General features: G+C 28.9%; 13 protein-coding genes and 1 pseudogene. 12 read left to right on the top strand and 2 right to left on the bottom strand.

What is annotated here, in order from left to right:
* The first annotated feature begins 32 nt into the window (after nucleotides 1-32).
* From JOC70_RS17620 to JOC70_RS17610, 3 genes are read left to right on the top strand one after another with little or no spacing between them, the layout of a single operon-like run.
* Complete coding sequence (locus JOC70_RS17620; RefSeq protein WP_204600183.1) at nucleotides 33-1076, top strand: PDDEXK nuclease domain-containing protein; 1044 nt, start codon at nucleotides 33-35, stop codon at nucleotides 1074-1076.
* Between the two features lie 54 nt (nucleotides 1077-1130).
* On the top strand, nucleotides 1131-1523 hold the full coding sequence (locus JOC70_RS17615) for a transposase-like zinc-binding domain-containing protein (RefSeq protein ID WP_204600182.1): 393 nt from the start codon (nucleotides 1131-1133) through the stop codon (nucleotides 1521-1523).
* Nucleotides 1504-1719: a hypothetical protein gene (locus JOC70_RS17610; RefSeq protein ID WP_204600181.1), complete on the top strand. Its 216-nt coding sequence runs from the start codon at nucleotides 1504-1506 to the stop codon at nucleotides 1717-1719. The genes JOC70_RS17615 and JOC70_RS17610 overlap by 20 nt, the downstream gene beginning before the upstream one ends.
* Before the next feature lie 397 nt (nucleotides 1720-2116).
* Here JOC70_RS17610 and JOC70_RS17605 read toward each other — a convergent pair whose 3' ends face one another.
* Together JOC70_RS17605 and JOC70_RS17600 are read right to left on the bottom strand one after the other, a co-directional pair.
* The gene (locus tag JOC70_RS17605) at nucleotides 2117-2392 is read right to left on the bottom strand and encodes a hypothetical protein (protein ID WP_204600180.1); all 276 of its coding nucleotides are present in this window, start codon (nucleotides 2390-2392) and stop codon (nucleotides 2117-2119) included.
* Between the two features lie 42 nt (nucleotides 2393-2434).
* On the bottom strand, nucleotides 2435-3844 hold the full coding sequence (locus tag JOC70_RS17600; RefSeq protein ID WP_204600179.1) for a radical SAM/SPASM domain-containing protein: 1410 nt from the start codon (nucleotides 3842-3844) through the stop codon (nucleotides 2435-2437).
* 346 nt (nucleotides 3845-4190) lie between these two features.
* On the opposite strand from JOC70_RS17600, the gene JOC70_RS17595 reads away from it, so the two are divergent.
* The 9 genes and pseudogenes from JOC70_RS17595 (at nucleotide 4191) to JOC70_RS17560 (ending at nucleotide 12673) form a co-directional block, all read left to right on the top strand.
* Nucleotides 4191-5864 (top strand): DUF262 domain-containing protein, encoded by a 1674-nt coding sequence (locus JOC70_RS17595; protein WP_204600178.1) that lies wholly within the window; start codon nucleotides 4191-4193, stop codon nucleotides 5862-5864.
* 211 nt (nucleotides 5865-6075) lie between these two features.
* A pseudogene (locus tag JOC70_RS17590) lies at nucleotides 6076-6231 on the top strand (HNH endonuclease domain-containing protein); the annotation flags it as partial.
* Between the two features lie 237 nt (nucleotides 6232-6468).
* Nucleotides 6469-7188 (top strand): adenylate/guanylate cyclase domain-containing protein, encoded by a 720-nt coding sequence (locus tag JOC70_RS17585; protein WP_204600177.1) that lies wholly within the window; start codon nucleotides 6469-6471, stop codon nucleotides 7186-7188.
* A 137-nt stretch (nucleotides 7189-7325) separates the two neighbouring features.
* Nucleotides 7326-7913: a hypothetical protein gene (locus tag JOC70_RS17580; protein WP_204600176.1), complete on the top strand. Its 588-nt coding sequence runs from the start codon at nucleotides 7326-7328 to the stop codon at nucleotides 7911-7913.
* Between the two features lie 375 nt (nucleotides 7914-8288).
* The gene (locus tag JOC70_RS17575; protein WP_204600175.1) at nucleotides 8289-8600 is read left to right on the top strand and encodes a nucleotidyl cyclase domain-containing protein; all 312 of its coding nucleotides are present in this window, start codon (nucleotides 8289-8291) and stop codon (nucleotides 8598-8600) included.
* A gap of 302 nt (nucleotides 8601-8902) precedes the next feature.
* Nucleotides 8903-9628, top strand: coding sequence for an adenylate/guanylate cyclase domain-containing protein (locus tag JOC70_RS17570; protein WP_204600174.1), 726 nt, complete (start codon nucleotides 8903-8905; stop codon nucleotides 9626-9628).
* 397 nt (nucleotides 9629-10025) lie between these two features.
* Nucleotides 10026-10220 (top strand): hypothetical protein, encoded by a 195-nt coding sequence (locus JOC70_RS19290; protein ID WP_243429181.1) that lies wholly within the window; start codon nucleotides 10026-10028, stop codon nucleotides 10218-10220.
* Nucleotides 10205-12280: a DEAD/DEAH box helicase gene (locus JOC70_RS17565; RefSeq protein WP_341534919.1), complete on the top strand. Its 2076-nt coding sequence runs from the start codon at nucleotides 10205-10207 to the stop codon at nucleotides 12278-12280. Before JOC70_RS19290 ends, JOC70_RS17565 begins: the two co-directional genes overlap by 16 nt.
* Before the next feature lie 15 nt (nucleotides 12281-12295).
* A complete protein-coding gene (locus tag JOC70_RS17560) occupies nucleotides 12296-12673 on the top strand; it encodes an HIT family protein (protein ID WP_204600173.1) in 378 nt (125 codons plus the stop codon).
* Nucleotides 12674-13290 lie beyond the last annotated feature (617 nt).

Here is a 13290-nt window from a genome sequence, read left to right as displayed (position 1 = left end):
TGTTATAATTTATTATGTAAGGATGTGTTTAAATGAGTGATGTACTTAAAAATAATATAGATTTTATTTATAAAGAAATATCTACAGTTATAAATAACAGTAAAAACAAAGTAGCTTTAGCTATAAACTCTGAAATGGTAATATTATATTGGAGTATTGGTAAGATAATCAAGACTCAAATATTAAATGATGAAAGAGCGGAATATGGAAAGTCCATTATTAAAAGTTTAAGTAAAGAATTAACAACTAATTATGGTAAAGGCTATAGTCAAAGAAATCTGTTTAATATGGTTAATTTATATGAAATAATAAATGATTTTCAGATTTTGCAGACACTGTCTGCAAAATTATCTTGGTCACACTTATTAAAATTAATAACAATAAATGATAAATTAAAAAGAGAATTTTATATTACCATGTGTATAAATGAAAGATGGAGCATACGAACTTTAAATGAAAGAATTAATTCCATGCTATATGAAAGAACCGCTATTTCAAAAAAACCTGAAGAAACTATAGTTAATGATTTAAAAGCATTAAGTGAAAATAATAAAATGAGTACCGATTTATTTTTTAGAGATCCATATGTTTTAGACTTTTTAGGATTACAAGATACATATAGTGAAAAAGATTTAGAAAATGCAATTTTAGCAGAACTTGAGAAATTTATTCTTGAGATGGGAAGAGATTTTGCATTTTTAGGAAGACAAGTAAGAATAACTATTGGAGATACAGATTATTATATTGATTTATTATTCTACCATAGAAAATTAAAAAGACTTGTAGTAATTGAACTTAAATTGGGCAGGTTCTTACCAGAACATAAGGGGCAAGTGGAATTATATTTAAGATGGCTAAAAAAGAATGAAATGGCTGAAGGTGAAGAAGAACCAATAGCTATAATACTTTGTGCAGAAAAGAATTCAGAGGAAGTAGAACTATTAGAATTAGGTGCAAGTGGTATGCATGTTGCTGAATACATGACTCAATTGCCACCAAAGGAATTGCTACAAGGTAAATTACATGCAGCTATTGAAAGAGCTAAGGAAAAGTTTGAAGTTAATAAAATAGAATAGGATTTGCTTCAATAGTACAACAAGTTGTTGCACTATTGATTTTAAAATTATGCTATGTCTGGTGCGAATTCTATAATAAAATTTCTTTCAACTTTAAATAAATCTGAACAAGAAAAAGTTTATAACTATCTTGAAAAAGAGTTGATTTTAGGCTCAATGACAACTGAAATTCAAGATGAGATAAAAGAAAATAGATTTTCTTTAGGCAGAGTATGTCCTTATTGTAAAAAAGATAGAGTTTTGAGAAATGGTAAATATAATAATAAGCAAAGGTACATCTGCAAAGACTGCCATAAGACACTTACAGATTTTACTTACTCTCCATATTATAATAGCAAAAAAGACTTTACTGCATGGTTATCCTACATCAAGTGTATGATTGCAGGTTATTCAATTAGAAAATGTGCTGAAATAGTTGAAATTAGCTATGCCACGCAAACCATATAGGAGAGGTCCTAAGAGCCGACCTTCAAGCCAAGAGGAAAAGAAAAAGAGAGGTATCTCTAAAAATCAAGTTTCAGTAATGTGTGCTACAGATAGAGTGGGAAATGTTATATCAGAGTTAGTCTGTAATGGAAGAATGCGTTATACAGATGTAGAAAGGCTTTTTAAAGATAGAATAGAGGATAAGTCAACTATGTAATAGGAAAAAGGAAAGTAGTAATAAGTTCAATCATTGGTTTCACTATTTATTGTTTAAGTTTTCTTTTTATAAAATACAAAGCTGAGCATTATAGATTATTTATGACTCTTATTTCAACAGAATTACTTTCCTTAGTAGTGCTGAATTTGGTTTTAAAGTTTAAAAAAGAGAATAAATATTCAGTAGAAATGAAGTGATTAAAATAAATCTTATAATAAAAATGGATGTGTAAGTAACGATAATTTCGTTATGGTAAATAATCGTAGATAAAATTTAAGGAAATATTTAAATAATATAAAGCATGGAGTTATAGTCCATGCTTATTTTTATTCAATAAAAATTAAAGTTTAAGATAATGCATTATATCTAATAACATACTTGATTAAATCCATTTAATTTATTTAGGGTTTATACCTTTTTCTTTAAGAGCTTTTCTAACTACCTGTATAATATCTTCCATAGCAATATCGCATGTATCTAATACATTATCTCTGAGCATATCACATGACATACACTTTGATTTACAGTTACAATCACCTTTGCAGCCACACCTTCCATCAGGACCCATAATACTAACTCTAATATCATTAGGAGTAGTGCCCGCATCCAACACATCGATAAGTAACTCTTTTATATTTTCTTCACAGTTTGTATTTAATTTATCTTCATTCATGATATTACCTCCAGTTTTTTAGTGTATTTATTTAAAATATCATTAATTATGCGCATATATTTGTTGATTAAGTATTTCTGCAATAACATTTTTAGTAAATAAGGAAATAGATCGTTTTTCTTCAAGGCAATTCCTATTTCCTTCAAATCTTGATTTACGACATCCGCCAAAACATGTAGGTAAGAGTTTGCATTTTAAACATTCGCAATCTTCAAAAGGATTAATAGAGTACCATCTTGCATAATCACCTATATACTTTGAATTAATAAAATCATACCCTCCATAAATAGATCCGATAGCCTCAGAGTCCTTAAAAGTATGGCTGCATAGGTATATGTTGCCTAATGGATCAATATTGTATTGATCTAAAAAATCAACTTCACAATATACACCAAAAGAATCATTGCTAGGATTTTCTGTTTTTAAACCAATTAAATTGCTATAATTATAAATATTAAATAGTTCTTTAAAAGGCTCTTTTTCATTCAGCTTACTCGAAAACTCTTTAAATCCACTGGCTTCATTTGACCATACCCATCTAAAAAATACAGAAACTTTATTCTTAACGCTTTCAGGAAAATTATCAATTAAATTTTTTACGCTATTATAATTACTGTCAGTGCAGTTAAATCTTAAAGAAAGCTTACATTCTAAATCTTGTTCACAATAATCAATTATGTTTTTATATATTACATCAAAACTACCTTCTTCCGAAATTTGTTTTTTAAGACTATCGTGAGCTGCCTTATCCCCATCAAGGGTTATTTGAACATTATTTATAGAAAGTTCAGGAAGAAGTTTTTGAAACTCTTTATCAAAATAAAATCCATTTGTAGTTATTGAAGATGAATATGTTGCATTAATTTCATTACAAAATCTCTTAATATCTTTAGTAAGTTTTATAATAGTGTCCTTTTCCAGTAAAGGTTCTCCCCCAAACCATGATATATGTATATGTTTTTTTTGGCTAAAGTTTATTCTCATCCAATCTAATAACATTTCTTGAGTTTTATGTGACATAGATATTGGTTTTTTATATTCAAAACAATAAGGGCATGTTAAATTACACCATAATGTAGGTAATATAGTAAGGTTTAGGGTCTGGCTATCAAAAAGATTTTTAAAGTAATGATACTTTATAAGGCTTAATTCATCAATATTTGAATCTATGATGAATTTTGTTGAATAAAGAGAGTCTAACCACTCCTGAGGAATTAATGATAAATTTACTTTTTCATATCCAGATTTCTTTGTTAAATACATTAGAAGTTCTTCATGATCTGAGAAAATCTCAATAGGAATCTTTATAATACTTTTATAAAGAAAATTATATCCTATCAAGTCTTCTTTATCTTCACTTAATACAAAAGAATTGTACAGTGAAGGTTTTAAATTTTGTTTATCAATTATATTACTATAATTTTCCAATGTATTTTCTTGACTAATATACACATAATCACTCCAAACTTAAGGTTTATAAACCACAGCAAATGCAATAAATTTATGAACTCTGCTTCATGGCTAAGATTTATAAACTCTATACTTAATTATTAATTAAAATATATAATAACCAAAAATATAGAAAATAATTCAATTTATCCAATTTTTATTTTATTTAGAAATAAGGTTCATAAATAGTGGCAGCCATATGAGTTATTACTTATAAGCTTTTAAATAGTAATATAATATGTTTTAAAATTTTACTCCCCAGTATATAATTATTACAGACATACTATCAATACAGGGGATTTAGCATAGAAGCTGCAAAAAATACATTAACTAACGTGGAGGAAAGACAATGGCTAACGGAAAAATAGATGCAGATAAGGAATTACTTCAAAAGATATTTTCAGAGGATTTTTGGTTTGTGGTACCGGAATATCAAAGACCTTATGTTTGGCAAAGCGATAATGTAAGTGAACTTTTAGATGATTTATACTTTGCTTATTCAAATAAACCAGATACAGAGTATTTCTTAGGCTCACTTGTATTAAAGAGAACAAAAAATAATGAATACGCTGAATATGAAGTTTTAGATGGACAACAGAGACTTACAACCTTTTTTATGATAATAGCTGTTTTAAGGGATTTATTAGATGATAAAGAATATAAAGATACTCTTCAAGCTATGATATATCAAAAGGAAAACAAATTGAAGAAAGTTCCTTCAAGACAAAGAATCGTATACTATATAAGGGATGAAGTAGAAGAATTTATATCAGATTATATAGTAAAAGACCAAGGTACATTAAATAGCGATAAACTAGAGGAATTAAAAAATACAGATAATATATCTATATCAAATATGTCTAATGCAGTAATGGTTATAAGAGAATTTTTAAATTGTAAAGATGATTTAGAAGGCTTTGCAGGATTTTTATTAAACAATGCAGTATTCATATATGTTTCAACAGATAACACAGAAGATGCCTTTAGACTCTTCACAATACTAAATGATAGAGGTGTACCATTAACAGCTTCAGATATATTAAAATCCATAAATATAGGGGCTTTGAAAGAAGAAAAAGAGATAAAGAAATATTCTAAGACTTGGGAAGAACTAGAGAGCAAATATGGACAGTACTTTGAAAGATTTCTTGAATTCATAAGAGCTATTTTAGTTAAAAGGAAAGCAAGGGCAAATCTTTTAGATGAATATGAAGCTAACATATACAATAGTGGAAAATTAGAGAAGGGAAAGGAAACTCTAGCCCTTATTATGCAGTATGATGGTATATATGATGATATTATAGAGCTGCAGGATGCTAATTTAAGTAATGAATATAAAAATCTTATAACCATAATGAAACTAGGTCTTCCATCAGAAGATTGGATACCTTCACTGCTTTTTTACTATAGCAAATTCAAGGATAAAAAGCTTATAGAGTTTTTAAGAAAGCTAGAATATAAATTTGCAGGGGATTGGATATGCAAATATAATTCTACTAAAAGGCTTGAAGCTATGAATAGAATTACAAAAGCTATTGAGCAAACAGATGAGGATCACTTAGATGAATTTTTACAAAATGATGATTTATTTGCTATAGATACAAATCTTTTTAGATATAACATTAAAGGAGAGGTATACAAAACTAGGTTTGCTAAATATTTATTATTAAAGCTGGAATATTTAATGGGAGATAATACTGTCCACTTATCTGGATACAAAAGGATTAGTGTAGAACATGTACTTCCTCAAAATCCAAGTGATAACAGCCAATGGATAAAAGATTTTTCTAAGGAAGAAAGAGAAAAGTGGACTCATAGAATTGCTAATTTAGTCCTAATAAGCCAAATCAAAAACAGTAAGCTTAGTAACTTAGATTTTATAGATAAAAAGACTAAGTATTTAAAACAAAGGGTGGATGTTTTCCATGCCAATAAAATATTTTTACAACAAAATGATGCATGGACACCTGATATTTTAGAAAAGAGACAAAAGGAATTAGTGAATACTTTAATAGAAAATTAGGTGCCACCCACATGACAAGTGGCAAGTGATATTTCAATGAAGCATGGCTTTTAGAGGCCATGCTTCATTTTTTGTAAATTCACTGCATAAATTGCATAATATTGACACATTTAACCATAATTTGTGGTAAAATAGAACAGGAAGTATAAAAGCTATCTTAGAAATTTAATCTTAAGAGTAATAGAGAGGTGATAGAAGAAAATTATGAGAGCCATGGAGTTTTGTGCTGTACGATGAAATGTGGAACCTTGTACCTACTTTTAAGAATATAAATAGTTCTAAAAATGATAAGATACTTAAATATGAAACATATATCGATGACTTTTGTGATATGCAGTATAAGGCAGTAACATACCTTGCTCAAAAGGGTTATTTTAAACTTGATATTTTTGTAAGAAAATTTATAAAGAACATTATCAATTTGGATAAAAATAATATAATATATATACTATCTTTTGAATTGAAAAATATCCGTTATTAGAGAAGTGTAGAATCAAAGGGTTAAGTTTACGTTTTTTTGTTAAAGGTATATTTAGGTTTGTTTATTATAATTGAAATGGAAACTGTAACACACAAGTTTTATTTTATGTAAGGAGAGTTTATTATGAGTATTATAAATATGAATCAAGTAAAACAGAAAGTAGAAGAAAAATATTCGATAGCTCGAGCTAATTGTGTATTAGAAAAGGGGGCTATTTTAAAAGAATATGCCGCACTTTCTAATAATATTCCGAATTATGATGCAGAAAAAATGAAATTTGGAACTTATAATAAAGAGAAATATGTAGCTTTTTTTGCAGATATGAGATCTTCTACAGAAAGAGCGGTAGAAATCGGTCCAGCAAAAACATTCTTAACTATACATGCAATTATGCCAGCTATGATTTATATTGTAGAAAGTTACAAGGGTTATGTTATTGATCTCCCAGGTGATGGAGTTATGGCATTATTTAAAAATAATAATTCTATATACTGGGGAGAAAATACAACAAATTATCTAAAGCCTGAAGAACTAGCTGTTAGATGTGGACAAGAAATGCTGAGAGCATTTGATAAGGTTGTTAATCCAATCTTAGCCAATGATGATATCCCACCTGTTTCTTTTGGTGTTGGCATTGATACTGGTTCAGTAATAGTTACGAAGACAGGAACAGACAATACCTTTGATACAAAAGCAATTGGAACATGTATTAATAATGCAGCTAAAAAATCAAATGGTATAAAACAGATAACTATATCAAGTGATACATATAATAAAGTTTGTGAAAATCTAAAAAATCAATTTACTCATAGAGCTGATAATTGGTATGTTCAGAATATCTGATGGTCTTCAGAAGTGAATAAAACCGTGAGAATGGGTTAGCTAATTATTAGTTAAGGTGATAAGATGGAGAAGCTGTTCACTTATTTAGTAGACAGGTTATAATGAAGGTAGAATATGAAATATAAAGGAGAAGATAAATGGATGATAATAAATTGAGTTTTGATGAGAAGAAGGAGTTTATTTATAAAGCTTTAGATGATGCTACCAATACCCTTAGGTTTATTGATACAAAGGTTGCAGCTATATTTGTTGTAATCGGAATATATTTTACAATTTTATCATCGTTGAGTGATAAAATCTACCAAATCTATAAGTTGTATAGTGGTGTTCCTTTTCAGTCAGTTATTATAGGTGTCATAACATGTATTACAGTAGTGGCAGCAGCAATTTCTGTATACTATGGTTTTAGGACATTGCATGCAAAGCATAATCCAATGAATTATGTAAGCTTGGAAGGAGAGGGTTGTAAGGAATTATGGTATCTTGTTAATGGTAATGATGGCAAAATTACTATATCATTAAGGAGTTACCAAAATGATATAAACAGCATAACTGAAGAAGAATTTTTAAAAATTATTACTTTAGAGTTAATGAAAGTGAGCGGGATAAGAAATATAAAAATTTTAAATTCAAACAAAAGTATGAAATTTTTAGGAATTTCCTTATATAGCTTTACAATATTAATATCTTATATAATGTATTTTTTTTCAGTATATAAATTCTAGTTTATATATGTAATCCATGCATATATATAGGGGATATTAACAAAATAAATTTTTGTAAATGTAAACAATTAAGAAAAGAGACGCTTAGATCTTTTCCTATTGTTTACCAAAGCATGGGCTTATAATTGTCTATTTCTATAAGGAAGTATTTTCGCAATGTAAATATAACCTGTGTTCAGTAATGTTTATTGAAAACTAATATTTATTTAGACAAAAAAGTTTAATTGTTTGCAGGAATAGTACAGCACAGAGTATTATTGTTAATGCATCTTTTTTTATTACTTTATATTAACACATGGAACAATTATATTTAATTATTACTGGTAAAGGAGAAAATAAATAAAGAAAGGATTATTTAAGATTGCAGTAGCAAATATGAGTGAGGTTGAAACAAGTGTAAACAAGAGATGTAATGAAGCACAGGAAGCGCATAATATAAACAAATCATTAATGGATATGTTTGCAGATATGATAATGTCAATCAAGAGAGCAAAACAAGTAGGTATGAAAAAACCTTTTCTAACTTTACATGCAATTATTTCCATGATGATATACATTATTGAAAAATATAATGGAGAAACAATTACCATACTTGGCGATGCAGTTATGGTATTATTTAAGTGCAACGATAATATAATGTGGAACTCAGCAGATGAAAAATTAAGTCCTGAATCTTTAGCTGTCTGATTTGTACAAGTTGTACTTAATGCTTTTCAAACAATGGCAAATCCTATATAAGGGATAGATCTTGTTATAGAATAGATATAGTAAGTGTTATAATTGCAAAAACAGGAACTAATAATACGTTTGATACAAAAGTTATTACAGATTGTACAAGCAATGCAGCAAAATCATCAAAAGATTACAGTAAAATATAGATTAGTAGTATGTATATAAGAAATTACCAGATTTATTGAAGAAAAATTTTAAATTTGATTATTCTAGATATATATATGTCCGAAAGTAATCTAAGGTAAGGTGAAATTATTATGAAAAGTAGTTATAAGGTATATGATTATGTGAAAAGCTTTGAAAGAATTGATACAATAATAAATGAGAGTGAAAATTCATTTGAAGAATTTGATGAAATTCCCTGTAGAGATAAATTAACTTTTACTAATGGTTTCTATGTATATTGTACTGTTTTATATGTTGATATTAGAGGCTCAAGTAAGTTGCTTGATAAGCATAATAGACCTAAATTGGCTAAACTTTATCGCTCCTATATTTCGGAAGTTATAGCTATAATGAATGGAAATATTAACTGTACAGAAGTTAATATAGAAGGAGACTGTGTTTGGGGTGTTTTTAAGACTCCTAAAAAAGTTGATATAGATAGTGTATTCTCAATTGCTGCTCAAATATCATCTTTGGTGGATATTATGAATTATAAATTTAGAAAAAAAAGTATTGAACAGATTACTATTGGTATGGGGATGGATTATGGTAGAGCACTTATGATTAAAGCTGGATACAGTGGTAGTAGTATTAATGATGTTGTGTGGATGGGGAGTGTTGTAAATAAAGCTTCAAAGTTTTGTAGCTATGGAAATAAAAGTAACTTTGATAAAAAGATAATGGTGTCAGATGTTATCTTTAATAACCTTAATGACAATAATAAATCTCTACTAAATTGGAATTCGACAAGACAATGTTACCATGGGGATATTGCCGATCGTGATATGGATGAATGGTATAAAAATAATTGTACATAAAAAGTTAATTTATATATAAGCAGATAGCTCATTTTATTTATTTGAAAAGCCATCGATAGTTTAATACGGATAGTTGTAACATAATTAACATAAAGCTGGAACAAAAGATTTAAACTAAGTTTTAGTTAAGTTTCTATCATATTACAAACTTTCCTATATCCATACTATTGAAGAAAACTAAATGCATTAATTAAAATATAAAATGAAATAATTATATAACGGAACAAACTTTATCAACGGAGTATTATATAATACTCCAACTAGGGACGTTTCTCAACTTTCATCAAACTCACATGAATAGTTGTTAACCGTCCCTTTTAATTTCTCATTGATTGCTGATTATATCCAAAACTATTAAAATAATTATAGAAATAACCTTGAGAAATGGGTGATACATATGACAATTAAAGAGGATTATATTAAGCTTGGGAGCGTTGCTGAGGATTTATTTATAGAGGTGTTTTGTGAAACCTTTGGGCCGGAAAAGGCAAACAGCATAGTAATTCAGCATCCCTTTGTAGATATATACGGTAAAAATAGATTTATAGATTTGCACTGCTCTGTGATGGAGAAAAGGTGGCAGTGGAGATAGATGGGGAAACTTATCATAATCCAAACAAGGTTTCCAATGAAAAGTATTATGATGATTTGCTTAAGCAAAATAGTTTAATCCATGAAAACTGGAAGGTTTATAGATGGACGTATAAGCAACTAAAAGATCATAAGGAGAGAGTTAAAGATCAGCTTGTAACCTTTTTAGGAGAATTTCCTACTTTTAAAGAAATAGAAGACTTTCTTCCTAAGCAAAAGGGGAAGATTTTAGAACTTAAAGAACATCAAAAACAAGCTTTAGATAATTTAAAGGCTATGAGGGAAAATGGAGAATCCATAGCCTTACTTTATCATGCAACGGGTACGGGAAAGACTGTTACTGCAGTGGAGGATGCTAAGATTTTTAATAAAAGAACTCTTTTTATAGCTCACACTGATGAACTTATAAATCAAGCTGAAAATACATTTAAAAGTTTGTGGAAAGACAAAAGCTGTGGAGTGTTTAAGGGTGATAGAAAGGAAAAGGAATCCTTTATATTATGTGCCACAATTCAAAGTATGAATGCAAATTTAAAGGATTTTAGTCCTGAGGATTTTAAATATATAATAATTGATGAAGCTCACCATGGAGCAGCGGAAACCTATAGAAAGCTGCTAAGTTATTTTAAACCTGAATTTACATTAGGGCTAACTGCAACTCCTGAGAGATCTGATGGTGAAAGTATATTAGAGCTGTTTAAAAATGTAGCTCATAAGCTTGATTTAAAAACAGCTGTGGAGATTGGAGAACTTGTGCCTATAAGATGTATTAGAGTTAAAACTAATGTGGATTTGCAAAGTGTTAGAATAAATGGAATTAAGTATAATTCAAGTGATTTAGAAAGCAAGCTTTATGTGCCAGATAGAAATAATTTAATTGTAGATACTTATTTAGAATACGTTAAAAATAAGAAGACTGTGGTGTTTTGTGCATCGGTAAAACATGCAGAGGAAGTAGCGGGAATATTTAGGACTAAAGGGGTAAGAGCGGAAGCGGTATCTGGCTACCTTATGAAAAGGGATAGAGAAAATATACTTAAAGAATATGAGTATGGAGATTTAAATGTACTTTGTGCCTGTGATCTTTTAAATGAAGGATGGGACAGTCCAAGAACTGAAGCGCTTTTTATGGCAAGGCCAACTATGTCAAAAACCATTTATCTTCAGCAGTTGGGCAGAGGAACTAGAAAATCTGAAGGAAAGGAATGTTTAATGGTATTTGACTTTATAGATAATGCAGGACTTTTCAATATGCCTCTTTCAGTTCATAGATTGTTTAATATGGATAAATATGTTCCAGGATCATTGGTACTTGGAAGTAAAAAGGACATGCTTATGGAAGATGACCTTATAAGAAGAGGAGAAAAGCCAGCAGCATATTTGGACTTTCCTGTAAGTGCCTATGACTATGAATATATAGGCTTATTTAATTGGCAAAATGAAGTTAAGGACTTAATTTCTGAAAGGGAATTTGTAAGAAGAGTATATGTGCAGGAAGGAGCCATTGCAGATAGAATAAAAAAGGGATTAATAACTCCAGATTTTCAAGTGCCTATGATAAACAAAACCTTTAACTATTTTAAGGAAGAAAGCATTGAAAAATACGCTAATGAATTTGAATGGGAACTTATAACTGCTGCAAACATGAAGGATAAATTTATAGACTTTGTAAGCAAAATGACCATGGCATATTCCTACAAGCCAGTACTCTTAAAGGCAATGCTTGAATATGCAAATGATAAAGGAAAAGTTCTTATAGAAGATATAGTGGATTACTTTATAGATTTCTATGAAGATAGAAAAAATAAAGGGCTTATAGTAGAAAAGCCCAAAAGTCCTTACTGTAAGGATAGCTACACAAGAAAAGAAATAGAAAAGAACATATTTTCAAATCCCTTTGATAAATACGAGCAAATGAATTCTATGAAAAAATCAAAGGATGTGGAATATGTAGAATTTAACTCAAATATATGGAAGAAACTCACTAATGAAGATAAAAAACATATTGAGGAAATATGTGATAAAAAGCTGGAAGAATACTTTAAGAAGCTAGAAGCATAAGAGAGGGACATTAATATGACAAATTGTTTATTTTGTAATTATGATAAAGAACTTATAATAGCGGAAAATAAATATGCCTTTGCAATAATGGATAAGTTTCCAGTAAATGAAGGGCACACTTTAGTAATACCTAAAAGACATTTTCAAAGCTTCTTTGAATCCTCAGAAGAAGAAATAAAAGCAATTTACAGCCTTTTACATGAAGTAAAAGAAATGCTAGATATTCAATATGAGCCTCAAGGCTATAACATAGGAGTAAACGACGGATACCACGCAGGCCAAACGGTAATGCATCTTCATGTGCATATAATACCAAGGTATAGGGGAGATGTGGAGAATCCTAGAGGGGGGATTAGGAGACTTAAGAGAGCAGTGGTGGAGTATGATGGATAAAGTGAAAAAAAGTATAATTAGAGTTGGCTAAGGTTTTGTATGATGTACAGAGATTATTGTTATGGAATAGCATGGATATATTTATTAAAGGGTTGTAGTAAGATGTTTCTGTTTATTTCGCACGTGGAGACGTGCATATTGTTTTAGCTCAAGTAAAATACTAAAAATAATAGATTTATGGATAATTAAAATATGCTACCCTATACAGTACAAGATATAAATCGTTATGTAGGGGAACATAATATTAGTTCCTTTTCTTGGTATATAGAGACAGTGGTGTAAGGCTATATCGTAAATGGAAGCATTGAAAATACTAAGTTCTAATATATTTACGTTGAGAATAAAATTAATATAAGGTTGCATCTAATTTAAAGATTAGATGTCCTTGGTTTTTTGGGAGATATAGACAAAAATTAATTTAGATATTATAATAAACCTTAAGAGCGTGAATATTTGATTGAGAGTATCTTTTTTATGAAGTTAGTGTTAAAAGAATGAAAATAGATTAAAAGAGTGAAATCAAATTAAAAGAGTGAAAACAAATTAAAAGAGTGAAAACAAATTAAAAGAGTGAAAACAAATTAAAAGAGTGAAAACAAATTAAAAGAGTGAAAACA

Source organism: Clostridium pascui (assembly GCF_016908015.1).
GTDB lineage: Bacteria > Bacillota > Clostridia > Clostridiales > Clostridiaceae > Clostridium_AK > Clostridium_AK pascui.
The sequence above is the reverse complement of the archived record's forward strand: the minus strand, read 5'-3'. Positions and strand labels throughout refer to the sequence as shown.